Genomic DNA, 18,375 nt, shown 5'->3' on the forward strand with positions numbered 1-18,375 from the left:
CGAGCGCGCAGTTCGCGCCGCCCTTCCACCCTGCCCCGAGGAGCGACCCCCACCGTGTCCGCGCGCGTCCACGTGCCCCCCGTCCACCTGCGGGACCTCTGCGAGGAGGGCGAGCACGTGCTGCTGTGGCAGGTGCGCGGCACCTCCGACGTCGTCGTCGACGGGGTGGGCAGGGAGCTGCGGTCCGGCTGGGCCCTGTGGGTGCCGGCCGGCGTGCGCCACTCCTTCACCACGCACGACGGCGCTGTGCTGCTGCCGACCTTCTTCCCGACCAGCAGCACCGCCAAGACCCTGGAGCGCCCGACGACCGTCGCCGTCGACGAGGACCTGAGCACCCTCCTGCTGGCCTTCGTGCAGTCCAGCTACAGCATCATCAGGCCGCGCGCCGACCTCGCCAGGCAGGTCCTGGCGCTGCTCGAGGCCGGACCGGCCGTGTCCAGCGCCCTGCCCGTGCCCGCGTCGGGACCTGCGCGCGCGGTGGCCGAGGCGCTGCGGTTCAACCCCGGTGACGAGCGCGACGTGGAGGAGCTCGCCCAGGTCGCGCACGCCTCCGCCCGCACCGTGGAGCGGTCCTTCGCCGCCGAGACGGGCATGACCCTGCGGGAGTGGCGCATCCGCAACCGCATGGAGACCGCCGCTCGCCTGCTGCGCGCACGGACCGCGCCCGACGCCGTCGCCCAGCGCGTGGGCTACACCAGCAGCAGCGCCTTCCGCCGCGTGTTCAAGGGCCGCTTCGGCATGACGCCCAGCCAGTACGCCGCGAGCGCTGTCTCGCTGCACCCCGCGCGGCCCGCGCGCTGAGGGGCCCGGCGGCCCCGGGAGTCAGCGCTCGAGCAGCTCCACCACGCGCCGCAGCAGCGGGTCGGCGCCGGCGTGGTCGTCGGCGACGACGGTCACCACGGCGTCGTCGAGGAGCAGCAGCACCTGGCCGTGGGCGCCGTGCAGGCGCCACGCCCTGCCGGGACCGCCCCAGCCGGCGAGCGCGCAGTGGGTGTACCCCGGGCCGGCGCCGTCGCGAACGGTCCAGCCGGTGTGCATCGCGTCGACCCAGCCCGGCGAGACGAGCTGGTGCCCCCGCCAGGCGCCGCGGTCGCGCAGCAGCTGCCCGACGCGGGCCAGATCGCCGGAGCGCAGGTGGAGCCCCTCGGCGGCCTTGACGTGGCCGAGGGGGCAGCGGTCCCAGACCGGGACGTCGACGCCGAGCGGCTCGAAGAGCCGCGGCACGAGCCAGGCGTGCACGTCGCCGACCACCGCGGCCAGGGCCCGCACGGCCGTGTACGTGCTGGCGGGCGAGTACTGGAACACCCGCCCGCGGGAGGGCCCGGCGAGGAAGGCGGCAGCCACGTCGGGGACGTCGGTGGTCCACGTCGGAGACCACGGCGCGTCGACGCCGCTGACCATGCCGAGCAGGTGGCGCGTCGTCGCGTGCTCGACGCCGTCACCGGTCGCGAGGTCCGGCAGGTAGCGAGCGACCGGGGCGTCGACGTCGAACAGCCCGTCGTCGCTGGCAGCGCCCGCGGCGAGCACGCACACGCCCTTGGCCACCGAGTGGACGTCACGGGGGACGTCCTCGCTCCAGCGGTGGGCCGCCGACTCGTCCCCCACCAGCACGTGCACGGCGTGGGCGGCGAAGCCCTGCTCGGCGACGACGTCGACGACGCGGGCCAGCACGGTCTCGGCACGGCCCACGCCGCCACCCTGCCAGTCGGCCGGTGAGCCAGTCCGGCAGCCCGGCTCAGCCGGGCAGCAGCCGCAGCGCGAACGGGTCCAGGGTGCCCGGCAGCGGCCGGTCGGCCCGCAGGCGCGGCACCGCGGGCCGCCACTCCTGCTGGGCGAGGGCGGCGAGCAGCGTGCTGGTGGTCAGCAGCACCACCCCGCGCCCCGGGCACATCCCCGGCCCGGCGCTGAAGGGCACCAGCGGCCAGTCGACGGCGCCGCGCGGGTCCTCCTGGCCGTCGGCGTCGAGCCACAGCTCCGGCGCCAGGCGGTGCGCCTGCGGCAGCCGGGACTCGTCGCGGTGGAAGAAGGGGGCGAAGACGAGGACGCCCGTGCGCTCGGGCAGGTCGCCGGTGCGCCAGCTCGTCGTCGTCGTGGTCTGGCGCAGGAGGGCGGGGGTGGTGGGCCACAGGCGCAGCGACTCCAGCACCACCGAGCGCAGCACCGGTCGCCGGGCCACGGGCGCGGCCGGGTCGGTGGACGGAGCCGGCGCCTCCTCGCGGACGCGGCGGGCGACGTCCGGGTGGGCGGCCAGCAGCTCCAGCGCCCGCGAGGACGCCCACGCCGCGGCGTCGAAGGCGAAGAGCCACTGCGGCACCTGCTCGTGCGGTGCGACACCGGGCGCGGCGGGCGTGCTGGCCACCAGCGCGGCGAGGCTGCCCGGCTCGGCAGCCTCCACGTAGTGGCGCACCCGGCCCAGGAACCGCTCGCGCCGGCGGCGGTCCACGGGCGCGAGGCCGGACCAGTTGGCGCGCCGGCGCAGGGCGAGCAGGTCGTCGGTGACCTGCTCGTCGGCGCGGGCGGACTCACCGAGGGTCACCCGCCGCACCGCCCGCCACCACGCGCGCGAGAGGAGCGGCCAGGTGAGCGCCCCCTGGGAGCGCGCCTCGTCCGCCAGCTGCTGCGCCTCCTGCGCCACCGCCGCCGCGAACGGCCCGGCGAGGTGGTGCAGCGGCTGCCCGGCGTCGAGCACCGACTCGTTGAAGGGGCGCCGCTCGCGCCGGTCCGCTGGGGAGCTGATGAGCACGCCGCGGGGCTGGAAGTGCGCCAGCGCACCCCGCTTCTCCGGGGAGGCCGGCGAGAACGGCTCCGGGGCGCCGTCGAGGACGCGGCGCACGTCCTCGGGTTCCACCGGGACGGCGAAGGAGAGGCCGGGCAGGCGCAGGTGGACCGGGTCGGGCCCGTGCCTCTCCCGCAGCCGGCGGACGGTCCGCACGGCGCGGGCGTCGAGGTCGAGCCGGTGCGCCAGGGCCACAGCGCGCGGACGGCGGACGATCGCCCCCTGCGCCGCCACGGGCAGCAGCACCCCGCCCACGAGGCGGGCCGCGTCGGCCACCGAGACGGCGGGCACCCGGCCACGGCGGGCGGTCCGTGCTGAGGGCTCGCGGCGCATCACCCCTCCCACGGTGTACCCCGGGGGCGGTCCCCGCGAACCGATCGTGGTCCCGCCCGGCCGCGGGCGGTCTTCTCAGGTGTTTGCCAGGCAGCAAGTACTTGTGAAGGTAAGCCTGCCCTCATCAGGATCAGGCATCGTGCACTGGTCCACCGCCATCCCCAACCTCGTCATCGGACTGCGCGAAGGCCTCGAAGCCGGTCTCGTCCTGACCATCCTCCTCGCAGCCGCCCGCAAGTCGGCGCCGGAGGGCGCACGCCGCCCCACCGCTCCGGTCTGGCTCGGCGCGCTGACCGCCCTGGCGTGCGCAGGAGCCTTCGCCGCGGTGCTGTCGGTCTCCGACTCCGTGCTGTCGAGCGACGGCCAGGAGGCGCTCGGCGGCGCGCTCAGCGTGCTGGCCGTGGGGCTCATCACGGCGATGGTCGTGTGGATGCGCCGGGCCTCGGCGTCCCTGGCGGGTGAGCTGAGGGGCAAGGTGGCCGAGGCGTCACGGGTCGGCCCGGCGGCCCTCGCCGCGGCCGCGTTCCTGGCGGTGGGCCGCGAGGGCCTCGAGACCGTGCTGTTCCTCTGGACCGCCGCCCGTGCCGCCGGCTCCAGCACAGCCCCGGCGGTCGGGGCGGCGGTCGGCCTCGCCGCCGCGGCGGTGCTGTGCACCCTTCTCTTCCGCCGGGCCATCCGCTGGGACGTCGGCGCGTTCCTGCGCCGCACGGCGGTGCTGCTCGTGGTGATCGCCGCCGGGGTGCTCGCCTACGGCCTCGGCGACCTGCAGGACGCGGGCTGGATCCCCGGCCACACCTGGACGGCGTTCGACCTCACCAGCCGCGTGGACGGCAGCACCTGGTGGGTGGCGCTGGTCACGGGCCTGACCGACCTGTCGCTGCGGATGACGGTGCTGCAGGTCACGGCGTGGGTGGTCTACCTCGTCGCGACGCTGTGGGCCCTGGTGGCCGCAGGCCGGACGACGGACGCCCCGCACCCGGCGCCCGCCCCGTCGGCCCCGTCCGCCGCCGCCACCGGCGCCGGCACCGGCACGGGCACGGGCACGGCAGGACGACGACGCGGCGACGCTCTCGTGGCCAGGGTGGCCTCGCGGCCGTGGCGCGCGGCGGGCGTCGTCGTCCTGGTGCCCGCCCTGGCCGCGGTGGCCCTGGTGCAGCTGCTCCCCCGCAGCAGCGCCGCAGCGTCGACCCTGGAGGTCACGGACACGCAGTGCGCGCGGGGCTTCCGCGCCGCCAGCGCCGGCTCGCAGGTCTTCGAGGTGACCAACAGCTCCTCGAAGATCGTGGAGGTGAATCTCGACGACGCCAGCGGCGGCATCGTCGCGGAGATCGAGACGCTGGCTCCCGGCACCACCGCGCCGATGTCCGCGACGCTAGGTACCGGCACGTACACGCTGAAGTGCCTGCCGGCGGGCAGCGACGCCATGAGCTCAGCTCCGGTGCAGGTCACCGGCAGCGCGGACAGCGCCGCCGCCACGGCGGCCCTTGCCGTGGAGCCGGTCGCCCTGAACGACCTCACGGGCCCGAACGACGCCTACCAGGCCTACGCCGCCGGCCAGCTCGCCCAGCTCGCCACGCAGGTGGCGACGCTGCAGGGCGACCTCCAGCGCGGCGACCTCGCCGCCGCCCGACGCGACTGGCTCGCCGCGCAGCTGACGTGGGAGCGCGTCGGCGCCTCCTACGACAGCTTCGGAGACCTCGGGCTCGCCGTCGACGGCCTCCCCGACGGACTGCCGCAGGGCGTGGACGACCCGGGCTTCACCGGCCTGCACCGGATCGAGCACGGCCTCTTCCACGGCCAGAGCGCCGCGACGCTGGTGCCGGTGGCCGACCAGCTGGCCAAGGACGTGGCCGCGGTGCAGGCGCACCTGGGCGACGACGACCTCGCTGGCGACCCCACGCAGCTCCCCCTGCGCGCCCACGAGATCCTCGAGGACGCCCTGCGCGACCACCTCACCGGCCTCGACGACGAGGGCGGCGGCGCCGAGTACGCGATGACCGCGGCTGACGTCGACGTCGACCGCACCGTGCTGAGCGAGCTCGCGCCGCTCATCGACGCCCGCCGCCCGCACCTCGTGGCCACCGCCCAGCAGCAGCTGGACCAGCTCGACGCCGCCCTGGCCGCCACGCGCGCCGCGGACGGCACGTGGACGGCGCCCGCCGCCGTGCCGTGGGCGCGGCAGCAGGCCGTGCGCGCCCGCATCGGCGCCGTGCTGGAGACGCTCTCGGCCGTCCCGGACCTGCTCGAAGTCCCGCCGAACTCCTGACCCGCTGCGGCGCCCCTCGGCGCACGCCCCTCCCCCGACCACTCCACCCGTGACCGAGAAGGACCACCTGACATGGACCTGGACCGCCGCAGCTTCCTGCGAGGAGGGTTGGCCGGTGGCGCCGGCACCGCCCTGGCCGCAGCCCTGGTGGTGGGCGGCGCCCGTGCCGACGCCACCTCCGCCACCGACGGGTCCGGCGGCGAGACGACCGGCCCCGCCACCTACCCCTTCCACGGCGTGCACCAGGCCGGGGTGCTGACCCCCGGTCCCAGCCAGAAGCAGAAGCACGCGGCGTTCGTGGCCCTGGACGCCACCGCGGCGAACCGCAACGACCTCAAGGCCGTGTTCCAGACGCTCACGGACCGGGCGCGCGCCCTCACGGCCGGGGGCCCGGCGCCCGACCTGGGCGTCGGCCAGCCGCCCGCCGACAGCGACGTCCTCGGCCCCGCCATCCCCGCGGACGGCCTCACCGTGACGGTCTCCGTGGGGTCGTCCCTCTTCGACGACAGGTACGGCCTGGCCTCTGCCAGGCCGAAGAAGCTCACGCCGATGCGCGTGTTCCCCAACGACGCCCTGGACGACGCCTGGACCGGCGGCGACGTGATGCTCCAGCTGTGCGCGCACCACCCCGACACCGTCCACCACGCGCTGCGCGACATCACCAAGCACACCCGCGGCGGGCTGCAGCCGCGCTGGCGGATGGACGGCTTCGACTCCCCGCCGCGTCCCAGCGGCACCAGCCGCAACCTCCTGGGGTTCAAGGACGGCACCGCCAACCCGACGGGGTCGGAGGCGGCCAGCCTGATCTGGATCGACGACCCGTCCGAGCCCGCCTGGACCCAGGGCGGCAGCTACCAGGTGGTGCGGGTGATCCGCATGCTCACCGAGTTCTGGGACCGCGTCTCCCTCCAGGAGCAGCAGACGATGTTCGGGCGGCGCCGCGACAGCGGGGCTCCCCTGGACGGCAACGCGGAGTTCGACACCCCGGACTACGCCAAGGACCCCAAGGGCGACGTCATCCCCCTGGACGCGCACATCCGTCTGGCCAACCCCCGCACTGCGGACACCGCGAACCAGCGCCTGCTGAGGCGGTCGTACAACTACGACCGGGGGCTCGACACCAACGGCGACCTCGATGTCGGCCACGTGTTCACCTGCTACCAGCAGGACGTCGTGCGGCAGTTCGAGACGGTGCAGCTGCGCCTGGTCGACGAGCCGCTGGTCGACTACGTCCAGCCGTTCGGCGGCGGCTACTTCCTCACGCTGCCGGGTGTGCGGGACGCCGACGACCACTACGCCTCCGCGCTGCTCACCTGACGTCCAGCGGCCACCGGTACCGTCCGCCGCAGCTCGGGCGGTCTCGCTCGGGCGGGACCCGACGGACGTCCGAGGTGACCCGTGGTGGCGAGCAGCCCGCTCACCGATCTCGACTTCGCCCTGCGGCTGCTGACGGCAGTCGGCTGCGGCGTGCTCATCGGCTTGGAGCGCCAGTGGCGCTCGCGGACCGCGGGCCTGCGGACCAACGCGCTGGTGGCCACCGGCGCCTGCGCCTTCGTGCTGTTCGGCCAGCTCGTGTCGCAGACCCAGGCGCCGCTGCAGATCGCCGCGTACGTGGTCTCGGGGGTGGGGTTCCTCGGCGGCGGGGTCATCCTGCGCCAGGGCTCGTCGGTGCAGGGGCTCAACACGGCGGCGACGCTGTGGTGCTCCGCGGCGATCGGCTGCCTGGCGGCCGCCGGTCACGCCGCGGCCGCGCTGGCGGTGACCGGCGTGGTCATCGGAGTGCACCTGCTGCTGCGGCCGCTGGGCCGGCTCGTAGACCGCACACCCACCAGCGGCGGTGACGAGCAGCGCGCCTACCAGGTCACCGTCGAGGTGCGGCGCAAGCACGAGGGGCACCTCCGGGCGCAGGTGCTGCAGTCGCTCAGCGGGACCGACGCCCGCCTCCAAGGCCTGACCAGCACCACCAGCGAGGACGACGCGTCCGCGACGCTCGCCCTCCTGCTGGTGGTGGACGGCAGCGACACCTCACAGCTGAACCAGCTGGTGGAGCGCCTCTCGCTCGAGCAGGGCGTGAGGTCGGTGGCCTGGCAGGAGCACCGGGCCCTCGAAGCGGCAGGGGACGACGCCGGCTGAGCCAGGACCCCTCAGCCCGCGTGCGGCCGGGCCTCGGCGCGTCCCGTCACCACCTCGCTGATGCGGGCCGCGGCCTGGGACCCCTCCGGCGTCCGCGGGTGCACCGCCCAACCGTGGACGAGGCCCGGGCGCAGGTCGAGGTGCAGCGCGACCCCCTGCTCCCGCGCCCGTCCCGCCAGTCGGAGGCTGTCGTGGTGCAGCAGGTCCCTGGTACTGCTGAACACGGTCATCGGGGGCAGGCCCCGCAGGTGCCCGTGCAGCGGGCTCACCAGCGGGTCGTGGACCGAGCGCCCGCCGGCCCACAGCCGCCCGCACTCGCGCAGCTGGTCGGCGTGGAGCAGCGGGTCACGCCGACGCGCGCCTCCGCCGGGGACGGACGCGTCCAGCCACGGTGACACCAGCACGAGGTGGTCCGGCAGGGCGCGCCCGGCAGACGCCAGCACCTGGAGGGCGGCCAGCGCCACGGCGCCGCCGGAGGACTCCCCGAGCACGGTCACGCGCGAGCGGGGGTTGTCGGCCAGCACGCGCCGGAGGAACGCCGCCGCGGCCGGCACCACCACCTCGGCGGTCGCCCGCGGCGCGGTGGGGCAGAAGGGGACCGAGACGCGCGCCCGAGCGGTGCGCGCCAGGTGGGCGCACCAGCGCAGCTGGGCGGCGGTGACGCCGCGCACGTGCCCGCCGCCGTGGACGACGACGAGCACGGGGGCGTCAGGTGCCGCGCCGCGGGGCTCGAGGGTCAGCACCGCGGAGCCGCGGTGCTCGGAGCGGAGCAGGTCGAGCCCGCTGAGGTGGCGTCCCGCGAGCTGGGCCTCGGGGCGGCGGGCCTCGTGGGCCAGCAGCTCGGGCAGCCGCAGCAGCGAGGCGCGTCGCCGGTCTCCGCGCAGGCGCGGGAGGAGGTCCGCGACCAGGCGGTGCTGCCAGCTGACCGAGGCGCCCACAGACCCCTCCTCGACCCCGCCGAGCTGGGGGACTCGAGCGCGGTACCGCCGCCGGCTTCGATCGCCACGTGTCAGTAACACGTGGTGAGCGGAGGAATCTAGAGGCGTGGTGCTGGTGCGTCAACCCTCAGCGGGCCGCCTAGGCTGCCGGTCGAGGAGCCGGGCGGGTGCGGTTCCGAGGCGGTCGCCACGGAGGGGGGAGCGGTGAGCAGCACGTCGCCGGTCGCCCGAGGCCGCCCCACCGCGCTCGACGTGGCGCAGCGCGCGGGCGTGTCGCGGACCACGGTCAGCTTCGTGCTCAACGGGCGCGCTGCGGAGCGCGGCATCACCGCGGCCACCGCGGAGCGCGTCACCGCCGCCGCGGCCGACCTCGGCTACGTCCCCGACCGCGCGGCCCGGTCCCTGCGCTCCGGTCTCAGCGACCTCGTCGTCTTCGCCGCCCCCGGGCCCCAGCCGCTGTCGACGCTGGCGCTGCACGTGATCACCGAGCTCACCGACCTCCTCGTCCGCGAGGGCCTGCACCTCGTCATCCGCCGGGTCGCCGCCGGTCGCCCCCTCCACGAGGTCTGGCGGCAGCTGTCGCCAGCGGCCGTGGTGGGCTTCGAGCTCGGCGCACCCGACCTCGAGGACCTCCGGTCGGCCGGCGTCCCCGCGGTGAGCTTCGCCATGGCCGCCTTCGACGCCGCCCTCGGCACGGCCCAGGCCCGCCACCTCCTGTCGGCGGGGCACACCGTCCTCGGGTACGTGGCGCCCCAGGAGCACCAGTTCCGGGTCTACGGCGACCGCCGCCTCGGTGCCGTGCGCCGCACCTGCGCCGAGGCAGGGGTCGCGGAGCCGGTGGTGGTGAGCTGCGCCCTCGACGTGGCGAGCGCCACCGGCGTCGTCCGCGCGCTCGTCGAGCACGGAGGCGTCACGGCGGTGTGCGCCTACAACGACGAGCACGCGTTCGCCGTCCTCGCGGCGATGGCCGAGCTGGGGCTGCGCGCCCCCGCGGACCTCGCCGTCATCGGCGCCGACAACGACCCGCTCTCCGCCCTCGCCGTCCCCGCGCTGACCACGGTGGACCCGGGCACGGTCGCCACCGCCGAGCACCTGCTGCAGCAGGTGCTGGCGGCCCTCGGGACCCCGACGGCCCACCCCCTCGCCGTCCGCGCCCCGCAGGTGCGCGTCCGCCGCACCGCCTGACGCCCCCTCGCCGCAGCGGCGGGCACTCCCCCGCTGCGGCGGGCCCCGAGGCGTGCGAGCCTCGGCGGGTGGAGGGCTACCACCGCGACGGGCTGGGCTTCGACGCCACCGACGTGGGCCCCGACGTGGGCCCCGACGTCCCCGGAGCGCCGGTGGCGCTGTGCCTGCACGGGTTCCCGCAGGACCGCTCCGCCTTCGACGGCGTCACCCACCGCCTGGCCGGCAGCGGCGTGCGCGTGCTGGCCCCCGACCAGCGCGGCTGCTCACCCCGCGCGCGGCCTCGCGGCCGGCGGGCCTACGCCCTCCCCGAGCTGGTCGCCGACGCCGTCGCCCTGCTCGACGCCGCGGGCGTGGAGCGCGCCCACGTGGTGGGCCACGACTGGGGCGGCGTCGTGGCGTGGGCGCTGGCCGCGTGGCACCCGGACCGCGTGGCGTCCCTGACGGCGCTGTCCCAAGCGCACCCCGCGGCGATGGGCTCCGCCGTCGTGAGGTCCTCCCAGGGCCTGCGCTCCTGGTACGTGGCCGCCTTCCAGGTGCCGGTCCTGCCGGAGCTGGTGCTCCTGCGCGGCGGCGTGCTCGAGCGGCTGCTGGTGCGCTCGGGCCTGCCCCGGGAGCACGCCCGCCGGTACGCGCGGCGCGCCGCCGAGCCCGGCAGGCTGACCGGGGGGATCGCCTGGTATAGGGCCCTGCCGCTGGGACGGCGTCCCGTCGGCAGGGTCGCCGCCCCGGTCACCTACCTGCACGGCCGGCACGACCCCTTCTACGCAGCGGCCTCCGTGCTCGGCACCGCGGCCCTCGTGGACGGCCCCTTCGAGCGGCGCACGCTCGACACCGGCCACTGGGTGCCCGAGCTGGAGCCGGAGGCCGTGGTGGCCGCGGTGCTGGAGCACGTCCGCGCGGACGGGTCCACGATGACCCCATGAGCGACCTCCCCGTCTTCACCGCCGCCGACGTCGCGGCCCAGCCCGCGCTCGACCTCGACGCGTTCACCCAGGACGACGCCGTGGACCTCGGCGTGCTGGCCCTGGAGGTGGTCCGCGAGCGCGGCGCCAACCTCGCCGTCCGGGTGGAGCTGCACGGCCAGACGGTGTTCCTGGCCAAGACGGGCACCACCGACTCCGGCAACGAGCACTGGCTGGCGGGCAAGTCGCGCGTGGTGCACCGGTTCGGGGAGCCGTCCCTGCTGGTGCGGCGGCGCCACGAGGAGGCCGGCACCCCCTTCGACCAGCGCGACGACGTCGACCACGACCAGCTCAAGGCGCACGGCGGCTCCGTGCCCCTGCGCGTGGCGGGCCAGGTGGTCGGCACGCTCACCACGTCCGGTGAACCGGACGTGGTGGACCACGCGGTGTCGTCGGAGGCGGTGCGGCGGTTCCTGGCGCGCCGGGCGTGATCACGGCGCGCTAGCGTCGCGCGGGTGACGACCCCCGCCGTCCCCGCCCTCCCCGCAGCCGTGCTCGAGGCCGAGCGCCGCGCCGTCGAGCGCTCCTTCGCGCAGTCCTGCTGCGCGCCCACCGGGCCGCTGCTGGCGGTGCTCGCCGCCTCCGTCCGGCCCGGTGGGCGCGTGCTGGAGCTGGGCACGGGGGTCGGGGTGGGGACGGCGTGGATCGCCTCCGGGCTGGTCGGCCGCGAGGACGTCGAGGTGGTGACCGTGGAGCTCGACGAGGAGCTGGCGGACGCGGTGCGCGCCACCGACCTGCCCGTCACCGTGCTCACCGGTGACGCGGTGGCGCTCCTGCCCGGGCTGGGCGCGTTCGACCTCGTCTTCGCCGACGCGCTCGGCGGGAAGTGGACGGGCCTGGACCTGACGGTCGCCGCGGTCGCACCGGGTGGGGTGCTCCTGGTGGACGACATGGACCTCGGCCGGTACCACTCCCCCGAGGACCGCGCCGCGGTGACGGGCGTGCGCGAGACGCTCCTGGGCCACCCGGCGCTCGTCAGCGCGGAGCTGGCCGTCGGCACGGGTCACATCCTCAGCACCCGCCGCCCCGCCTGACGCCCCGGCCGGGGAGCCCGCGACGCGCGCGGGTCACCGGAGCGACCCAGGGCCGGAACGCGCGCGTAACACTCCCGAGACGCGAGGCGCCTACGGTCTCGGTCGCGCTTGACAGCGGCCCCGAGCAGCGGAGTCGCGACCACCCCGAGGAGAACGCATGAGCGGCAGCGCCGCCCGTCTGGACGCCATCAACGCCGTGAAGTCCTTCGTGCCGCCGGCGCCGTCGTTCGCCGCGCACGAGGCGCCCGGTGAGATCTTCGGGCAGAACGTCTTCTCCCGCGACGTCATGCAGGCCCGTCTGCCCAAGGCCGTGTTCCGCTCGGTGATGGCGACCATCGACGGCGGCGCTCCGCTGGACCCGAGCGTCGCCGACGCCGTCGCGTCCGCCATGAAGGACTGGGCGATGGACCGCGGCGCCACGCACTACGCCCACGTCTTCTACCCGCTGACCAACCGCTCGGCCGAGAAGCACGACAGCTTCCTGGAGCCGGACGGCGAGGGCTCGTCCATCGCGGAGTTCGCCGGCAAGACGCTGGTCCAGGGCGAGCCCGACGCCTCCAGCTTCCCCAACGGCGGCCTGCGCTCGACGTACGAGGCCCGCGGCTACACCGCGTGGGACGTCACGAGCCCGGCCTACATCCTCGAGAACGCCAACGGCAACACCCTGTGCATCCCGACGGTCTTCGTCTCCTTCACGGGCGAGGCCCTCGACCTCAAGGCGCCGCTGCTGCGCTCCCAGAAGGCCATGGCCGACCAGGCCAAGCGCGTGCTGGCGCTGTTCGGCCACATCGAGCCCGGCAACGTCGTGAGCTTCGCCGGTCCCGAGCAGGAGTACTTCCTCATCGACCGCAGCTTCTCGCTGTCGCGCCCCGACCTGCTGAACTGCGGCCGCACCCTGTTCGGCGCCAAGCCGCCCAAGGGCCAGGAGTTCGACGACCACTACTTCGGGTCCATCCCCGACCGCGTGCTGGCGTTCATGCTCGACGCCGAGCGCGAGCTGTTCAAGCTGGGCGTGCCCGCCAAGACCCGCCACAACGAGGTCGCACCGGGCCAGTTCGAGATCGCCCCGATGTTCGAGCAGGCCAACCTCGCCGCCGACCACCAGCAGCTGCTCATGGTCACCATGCGCAAGGTGGCCCAGCGCCACGGCATGGAGGTGCTCTTCCACGAGAAGCCCTTCGCCGGCGTCAACGGCTCGGGCAAGCACGTGAACTTCTCCTTCGGCGGCGGGAACGTCGGCAACCTCCTGCTGCCGGGCGACACCCCGCACGACAACGCGCAGTTCCTCGTCTTCTGCGCCGCCGTCATCCGCGCGGTCCACCGGCACGGCGGCCTGCTGCGCGCCTCGGTGGCCTCCTCCACCAACGACCACCGCCTGGGCGCCAACGAGGCCCCGCCGGCCATCATCTCGATCTTCCTGGGCGACCAGCTGGCCGACGTCTTCGACCAGGTCGCCAAGGGCGGCGCGACGTCGTCCAAGGAGAAGGGCACGCTGACCATCGGCGTCGACACCCTCCCGGTGCTGCCCACCGACCCGGGCGACCGCAACCGAACCAGCCCGTTCGCGTTCACCGGCAACCGCTTCGAGTTCCGCGCGCCGGGCTCGCTGCAGTCGATCGCGCCGCCGATGATCACCATCAACACCATCGTGGCCGAGTCGCTGGACTTCGTGGCCGACGAGCTGGAGGCCAAGCTGGCCGCCGGCGAGGAGTTCAACCACGCCGTGCAGAAGGTGCTGGAGCAGATCGTCTCCGACCACGGCGCGGTCATCTTCAACGGTGACGGCTACTCCGACGAGTGGCAGGTCGAGGCCGCCTCCCGCGGCCTGAAGAACCTCAAGACCACCCTGGACGCGCTGCCGGAGCTCGTCACCCCGGAGTCGCTGGCGCTGTTCTCGAGGTACGGGGTGCTCTCCGAGCAGGAGTCGCACAGCCGCTTCGAGGTGGCCCTGGAGCAGTACGCGCTGTCGGTGGGCGTGGAGGCCAAGCTCTCCCTGGAGATCGGCGGCACGATCATCCTGCCCGCCGCCCTGCGCTACCAGACCGAGCTGGCCCAGAACGTCGCCGCGCTCAAGGCCGCCGGGGTGGAGGCCGACACCTCCCTGCTGGAGGCGGTCTCCACGCCGCTCGCGGCGCTGCGCTCCGCCGTCGCGGAGCTCCGCACGGCGGTGGCGCACCACCCCGACGGCGGTACGGCCGGCCACGCGCTCTACGCCCGCGACACCCTGCTCCCGGCGATGGCGGCGGTCCGCGCCGCCGCCGACGAGCTGGAGACCGTGGTGGCGGACGACCTCTGGCCGCTGCCCACCTACCAGGAGATGCTCTTCATCCTCTGACGGGCGGACCGGTGCTCACGCCCGCAGGCTGGCGGGTGTGAGCACCAGCGCCCCGCCGCCCGTCGCAGCCCCCGTCGAGCTCGCCGAGACCGCCGCGTCCGACCTGTCCGCCCCGGCCTCGCGGCGGGGCGTGGCGGTGGTCACCGGCGGCTCGGCGGGCCTGGGCCGCGCCGTGGTCCGCGAGCTGGCGGCGAGCGGCTGGGACGTCGCGGTGCTCGCCCGGGGTCGTGACGGCCTGGCCGGTGCTGTCGCGGACGTGGCCTCATCAGGACGACGAGGGCTCGGCGTCGTCTGCGACGTCGCCCACCGCGAGCACGTGGAAGCGGCCGCCACCCGCGTGGAGGCCGAGCTCGGACCCGTCGAGGTGTGGGTCAACAACGCCATGGCCAGCGTCTTCTCCCCCTTCGCCGACACCGACTCGGACGACTTCGAGCGCGCCACCGCCGTCACCTACTTCGGGCAGGTCCACGGCACCCGGGCGGCGCTGGAGCGCATGCGCCCCCGCGACCGCGGCCACGTGGTGCAGATCGGCTCAGCGCTGGCGTTCCGCGGCATCCCCCTGCAGGCCGCGTACTGCGGCGCCAAGCACGCCGTGGTCGGCTTCACCAGTCCGTCATCACCGAGCTGCGCCACGAGGGCAGCCGCGTGCAGGTCTCGATGGCCCACATGCCCGGCATGAACACCACCCAGTTCGGCTGGGTCCGCACCACCGAGCCGCAGCACCCCCAGCCCGTCGCGCCGATCTGGCAGCCGGAGGCGTGCGCGAAGGTGGTGGCCGAGGTCGTCGACCACCCGCGCCGGCGGACCTGGGTGGGCGAGTCGACCGTGTACACGGTCCTCGGCAGCTGGATCGCCCCCCGGTTCCTCGACAGGTACCTGGCCCGAACAGGGGTGGACGGCCAGCTCACCGACCAGCCCCGCTCCACCATGCGCGGCGACTACCTCGACGCGCCCGTGGCCGGGGACGCCGGGGCGCGCGGCGAGTTCGACGCGCAGTCGTGGAGCTGGAGCCCGCAGGTGTGGCTGCAGCAGCGCCGGCACGCCGTCGACGTGGCCGGCACGGCGGCGCTGGCGCTCGGCGCCGTCACCGCTGCCGCGGCGACCGCCGCCCGGGTGCGCCGCTGGCTGGGCCGGTGAGCACCCACCCCGCCGGGGAGCTGCTGCAGGGAGCCCGGGCCACCTGGGGCGCGGCGCTGCTGGTGGCCCCCGGCCAGGTGCTGCGCCTGGCGGGCGAGCACCAGCCGGACTCGCGCTCGCTCGCGGTGGTGCGCCTGCTCGGCGCCCGCCACCTCGTGCAGGCGGCCTTCTCGGGGCGCGCACCAGGACGGGCGACCCTGGCCGACGGCGCCTGGGTCGACGCCGTGCACGCGCTCACCTCGCTGGCCCTCGCGGCCGGCGACCACCCGCGGGCGCGCCTGGCCCTCCTCGACGCCGTGATCGCCGCGAGCTGGGGTGCCGCCTCGGCGCGGGCCGCCCGGAGGGTCCCGCTCCGCGAGGGGCGGGCCGCCTCGGCCCGCGAGCGCCTGGCGCGCGCGGTGCACCCGCTCCTGCCCTGGGCGCCCCGGCTCTGACGGGCTCGTGATCCCCGCGGCCACGGCCTGAGCCGCTACCGTCGACCGGTGCCTGGGGAACCTGCAGTCCCGCGCGGGCTCGTCGACGGCGTCGTCGTCGGGCTCGTGCTCATGGCCGTCTTCACCACGGCGTGGTGCGCCAACACCCTCAGCACGTGGCCCGGGGTGCTCGGCACCGCGGTCTTCACCGCGGGGGTGCTGGCGAGCGCGTGGTTCGTCGTCACCGCGGTGCGGCTGGCACGGGTCCGCGGGCGGGCGAGCACCGCGATGACGCCCGAGGAGCAGAGGTCGCAGAAGCGCGCCGGCGCGGCCTTCGGGTGGGTCTTCACCGCCGAGGCCGTGGTCATCGTGGTGGCGGCCGGCGTCCTCGGTCGCCTCGGGCGCCCTGACCTCGTGCTCCCGACGATCGCGCTGGTCGTGGGGCTGCACTTCTACCCGATGGCGCGGATCTTCCGACGTCGCATCGACACCTGGCTGGCCACGGCGCTGAGCGCCGTCGGGCTGGCCGGCCTGGGGGTGCTGCTGCTCACGGACGCCGCTCAGGACACCGTCTGGGGCCTGGTCGCCTGCGGCGCCGCTCTCACCACCGGGGCGTACGGCGCCTACTTCGCGCGGACGGCCACCGCGCTGCGCACCCGCGCGACCAGCTGACCGGCGTCGTCGGCCACCCCGGTCGCGGTCACGGTCAGGGGCGCAGGGCCCGGGCCACCCGCGCGACCAGCACCTCGGCGGCGGCGCGGCCCGGCGGCGTGGGCAGCACCGGGTAGACGTGGAGCTGGCCGGGAGCCTCGTGCAGCTCCACCTCCACGCCGGCGGTACGGGCCTTGTCCACCAGCAGCAGCGCGTCGGGGTTGAGCACGTCGCGGGTGCCGGTGAACACCGTCAGCGGTCCCAGGCCGGTGAGGTCGCCGAAGAGCGGGCTGACGGCGGGGTCGGTGAGGGGGAGGTCGCCGCGCCAGGCCGCCGCCAGCACCCGGCCACCGGGCGTGGCCAGCCACGGGTCGGTGGGCTGCACCACGGGGATGCGCGGGTTGCTCCACGTGAGGTCGAGCGCCGGGGAGACGAGCAGGGTCAGGGGCAGCCGCACGCCCTCGTCGCGCAGCGCGAGCGCCGCGGACAGCGCGATCTGCCCTCCCGCGGAGTCACCCATGACGCCCGTGGGTCCGTGCTGCTCGGCGCTCGCCCGGACCAGCTCGACCACGCGCTCACGGGTGGGGCCTGCCGTGCCGTGGGGGACGAGCGGGTAGATCGGCACGGTGACGACCACGCCCGCCTCGGCCGCCACACGGGCCGCGAGGTGCCACTGCTGCCGGACGATCTCGTTGACCCAGCCGCCCCCGTGGGCGTAGACGACCCCGCCGACCGGGCGCTCGGCGCTGGTGGGGGTGAGCGTGTAGACGGGCCAGCCGCGGTCGTGGACGACGTCGAGCCGCACGTCCCGGCGCAGGGTCCGCGGGGGTCCGTAGGCGGCAGGACGCAGGGTCGCCTCGCGGATGCGCTCGTGCGCGCCCTGCTCGGTGACGAAGGTCCGGTTGAAGTGCAGCAGGCGCATGAGCGGCGGGATCACGCGGCTGGCGGGGTCGGGCAGGGGCACCCGCCCCACGGTAGGGGGCTCCCCGGGCGGGACGCCCTCGTGGTGGAGCTGCGCGGCGGGATGGGGTGGCTCCTGCTGGAGGCCGGAGCCGCGTCCGACAGGGCTCCGGTCTCCGAGACGCGGTACCCCGCCAAGCGGGCAGGACAGCGGGCAGGACAGCGGGCAGCACAGCGGGCGCGGGCGCGGACCACCGCCTTACGCTCGCCGCATGGCCCCTCCCCGCAACCCCCTGGACGGCCTGCGCGAGAAGGCGGGACAGCTCGGGGAGAAGCTGGGAGAGCGCCTGCCGGGCCCTGGCCTGCGCGGGGTGGAGGAGCGCGTCAGCGTGCTCTTCGGGGGGCCCACCGCCCCGGCGCGCCCGCTCGCGCTGGTGCTGGCGGACCTCGACGCCCTGGTCGGTCTGGAGGACGTCAAGGAGCAGGTCAGGGCGCTGCTCGCGTTCCTGCAGGTGCAGGCGCGCCGCAAGGACCACGGGCTGCCGGAGGTCGCGACGTCGCAGCACCTCGTCTTCCTCGGCAACCCCGGCACCGGCAAGACCACCGTGGCGCGGCTGCTGGCGGAGATGTACCGCGCGGTGGGGCTGCTCGCCAAGGGACACCTCGTGGAGGTCGACCGCGCGGGGCTGGTGGGCCAGTACGTCGGCGCGACGGCCCTCAAGACCGACCGGGTCATCCGGTCCGCCCTCGACGGCGTGCTCTTCATCGACGAGGCGTACTCGCTCTCCCCCGAGGGCGAGGGCCGGCTCGACTTCGGCCCCGAGGCCGTCGAGGTGCTGCTCAAGCGCATGGAGGACCACCGCCACCGCCTGGTCGTCGTCGTCGCCGGCTACCCGGCGCTGATGGAGGCGTTCTTGCGGTCCAACCCCGGGCTGCGCTCCCGCTTCGCGCGGGAGATCACATTCCCCGACTACTCGGTGGCCGAGCTGGAGCAGATCTTCTCCCTCGTGGTGGCCGAGCACGAGTACGCGCTGGCGCCGGGGGCGGCCGAGGCGCTGAGGGCCGTGCTGGGCGGGCTCCGGTCGGGGCAGGACTCGGGCAACGCGCGCTTCGTGCGGACGCTGTTCGAGCAGGCGCTCAACCGCCAGGCGCTGCGGCTGACGCGGGCGGCGCAGGACGACGTGGCCGTGCTCGAGCGCGACGAGGTGATGACCCTGTGGGCGCAGGACATCACCGAGGCCGCGCAGGCGCTCGGGCAGGACCCCGCCGCCGGGCAGGGGTCCCGCCGACGCCGCTGGCTCGGCTGAGGCCG

General features: G+C 75.7%; 16 protein-coding genes and 1 pseudogene. 13 read left to right on the forward strand and 4 right to left on the reverse strand.

Going from position 1 to position 18,375, the window contains the following annotated elements; genetic code table 11:
• The first annotated feature begins 54 nt into the window (after positions 1 to 54).
• On the forward strand, positions 55 to 801 hold the full coding sequence (locus H7K62_RS23885) for a helix-turn-helix domain-containing protein (RefSeq protein WP_222437484.1): 747 nt from the start codon (positions 55 to 57) through the stop codon (positions 799 to 801).
• Between the two features lie 21 nt (positions 802 to 822).
• Here H7K62_RS23885 and H7K62_RS12105 read toward each other — a convergent pair whose 3' ends face one another.
• Together H7K62_RS12105 and H7K62_RS12110 are read right to left on the reverse strand one after the other, a co-directional pair.
• Positions 823 to 1,689 carry a serine hydrolase domain-containing protein gene (locus H7K62_RS12105; RefSeq protein WP_186718441.1) on the reverse strand — a complete coding sequence of 289 codons (867 nt, stop codon included), beginning with the start codon at positions 1,687 to 1,689 and terminating at the stop codon, positions 823 to 825.
• Between the two features lie 46 nt (positions 1,690 to 1,735).
• Positions 1,736 to 3,109, reverse strand: a complete 1,374-nt coding sequence (locus H7K62_RS12110; protein ID WP_186718683.1) for a cytochrome P450 — start codon at positions 3,107 to 3,109, stop codon at positions 1,736 to 1,738.
• A gap of 139 nt (positions 3,110 to 3,248) precedes the next feature.
• On the opposite strand from H7K62_RS12110, the gene H7K62_RS12115 reads away from it, so the two are divergent.
• From H7K62_RS12115 to H7K62_RS12125, 3 genes are all read left to right on the forward strand, one after another.
• Positions 3,249 to 5,375 carry an FTR1 family protein gene (locus H7K62_RS12115; protein ID WP_186718443.1) on the forward strand — a complete coding sequence of 709 codons (2,127 nt, stop codon included), beginning with the start codon at positions 3,249 to 3,251 and terminating at the stop codon, positions 5,373 to 5,375.
• 72 nt (positions 5,376 to 5,447) lie between these two features.
• The gene (gene efeB / locus H7K62_RS12120; RefSeq protein WP_186718445.1) at positions 5,448 to 6,692 is read left to right on the forward strand and encodes an iron uptake transporter deferrochelatase/peroxidase subunit; all 1,245 of its coding nucleotides are present in this window, start codon (positions 5,448 to 5,450) and stop codon (positions 6,690 to 6,692) included.
• Positions 6,693 to 6,776: 84 nt separating this feature from the next.
• On the forward strand, positions 6,777 to 7,508 hold the full coding sequence (locus tag H7K62_RS12125) for an MgtC/SapB family protein (RefSeq protein WP_186718447.1): 732 nt from the start codon (positions 6,777 to 6,779) through the stop codon (positions 7,506 to 7,508).
• Positions 7,509 to 7,519: 11 nt separating this feature from the next.
• On the opposite strand, the gene H7K62_RS12130 is transcribed toward H7K62_RS12125, so the two are convergent.
• Positions 7,520 to 8,446 (reverse strand): alpha/beta hydrolase, encoded by a 927-nt coding sequence (locus H7K62_RS12130; RefSeq protein WP_186718449.1) that lies wholly within the window; start codon positions 8,444 to 8,446, stop codon positions 7,520 to 7,522.
• 204 nt (positions 8,447 to 8,650) lie between these two features.
• Between H7K62_RS12130 and H7K62_RS12135 the strand changes: the two genes are divergently transcribed.
• From H7K62_RS12135 to H7K62_RS12170, 8 genes and pseudogenes are all read left to right on the forward strand, one after another.
• Entirely contained in the window at positions 8,651 to 9,631 is a 981-nt protein-coding gene (locus tag H7K62_RS12135; protein WP_186718451.1) for a LacI family DNA-binding transcriptional regulator, read from the forward strand.
• 68 nt (positions 9,632 to 9,699) lie between these two features.
• The gene (locus tag H7K62_RS12140) at positions 9,700 to 10,554 is read left to right on the forward strand and encodes an alpha/beta fold hydrolase (RefSeq protein WP_186718454.1); all 855 of its coding nucleotides are present in this window, start codon (positions 9,700 to 9,702) and stop codon (positions 10,552 to 10,554) included.
• On the forward strand, positions 10,551 to 11,024 hold the full coding sequence (locus H7K62_RS12145; RefSeq protein ID WP_186718455.1) for a heme-binding protein: 474 nt from the start codon (positions 10,551 to 10,553) through the stop codon (positions 11,022 to 11,024). Before H7K62_RS12140 ends, H7K62_RS12145 begins: the two co-directional genes overlap by 4 nt.
• A 24-nt stretch (positions 11,025 to 11,048) precedes the next feature.
• A complete protein-coding gene (locus H7K62_RS12150) occupies positions 11,049 to 11,627 on the forward strand; it encodes an O-methyltransferase (RefSeq protein ID WP_186718457.1) in 579 nt (192 codons plus the stop codon).
• 157 nt (positions 11,628 to 11,784) lie between these two features.
• Positions 11,785 to 13,962 (forward strand): glutamine synthetase III family protein, encoded by a 2,178-nt coding sequence (locus H7K62_RS12155; protein ID WP_186718459.1) that lies wholly within the window; start codon positions 11,785 to 11,787, stop codon positions 13,960 to 13,962.
• Between the two features lie 103 nt (positions 13,963 to 14,065).
• Positions 14,066 to 15,099 (forward strand): annotated as a pseudogene (locus H7K62_RS23890) (SDR family oxidoreductase).
• The gene (locus H7K62_RS12165) at positions 15,096 to 15,533 is read left to right on the forward strand and encodes a hypothetical protein (RefSeq protein WP_186718461.1); all 438 of its coding nucleotides are present in this window, start codon (positions 15,096 to 15,098) and stop codon (positions 15,531 to 15,533) included. The pseudogene H7K62_RS23890 and the gene H7K62_RS12165 overlap by 4 nt, the downstream one beginning before the upstream one ends.
• 48 nt (positions 15,534 to 15,581) lie before the next feature.
• Entirely contained in the window at positions 15,582 to 16,184 is a 603-nt protein-coding gene (locus H7K62_RS12170) for a hypothetical protein (RefSeq protein WP_186718463.1), read from the forward strand.
• Positions 16,185 to 16,218: 34 nt separating this feature from the next.
• On the opposite strand, the gene H7K62_RS12175 is transcribed toward H7K62_RS12170, so the two are convergent.
• Complete coding sequence (locus H7K62_RS12175; protein WP_370591744.1) at positions 16,219 to 17,127, reverse strand: alpha/beta hydrolase; 909 nt, start codon at positions 17,125 to 17,127, stop codon at positions 16,219 to 16,221.
• Between the two features lie 208 nt (positions 17,128 to 17,335).
• On the opposite strand from H7K62_RS12175, the gene H7K62_RS12180 reads away from it, so the two are divergent.
• Positions 17,336 to 18,370: an AAA family ATPase gene (locus tag H7K62_RS12180; protein ID WP_186718465.1), complete on the forward strand. Its 1,035-nt coding sequence runs from the start codon at positions 17,336 to 17,338 to the stop codon at positions 18,368 to 18,370.
• Positions 18,371 to 18,375: the final 5 nt, after the last annotated feature.

The sequence above is a fragment of the Quadrisphaera sp. RL12-1S genome (genome assembly GCF_014270065.1).
Taxonomy (GTDB): domain Bacteria; phylum Actinomycetota; class Actinomycetes; order Actinomycetales; family Quadrisphaeraceae; genus Quadrisphaera.

Excerpts from the sequence above, each read along its gene's own strand:
- H7K62_RS12155 (WP_186718459.1), top strand. The coding sequence starts at position 11,785 with ATGAGCGGCAGCGCCGCCCGTCTGGACGCCATCAACGCCGTGAAGTCC.
- H7K62_RS12110 (WP_186718683.1), bottom strand. The coding sequence starts at position 3,109 with ATGCGCCGCGAGCCCTCAGCACGGACCGCCCGCCGTGGCCGGGTGCCC.
- efeB (WP_186718445.1), top strand. The coding sequence starts at position 5,448 with ATGGACCTGGACCGCCGCAGCTTCCTGCGAGGAGGGTTGGCCGGTGGC.
- H7K62_RS12180 (WP_186718465.1), top strand. The coding sequence starts at position 17,336 with ATGGCCCCTCCCCGCAACCCCCTGGACGGCCTGCGCGAGAAGGCGGGA.
- H7K62_RS12145 (WP_186718455.1), top strand. The coding sequence starts at position 10,551 with ATGAGCGACCTCCCCGTCTTCACCGCCGCCGACGTCGCGGCCCAGCCC.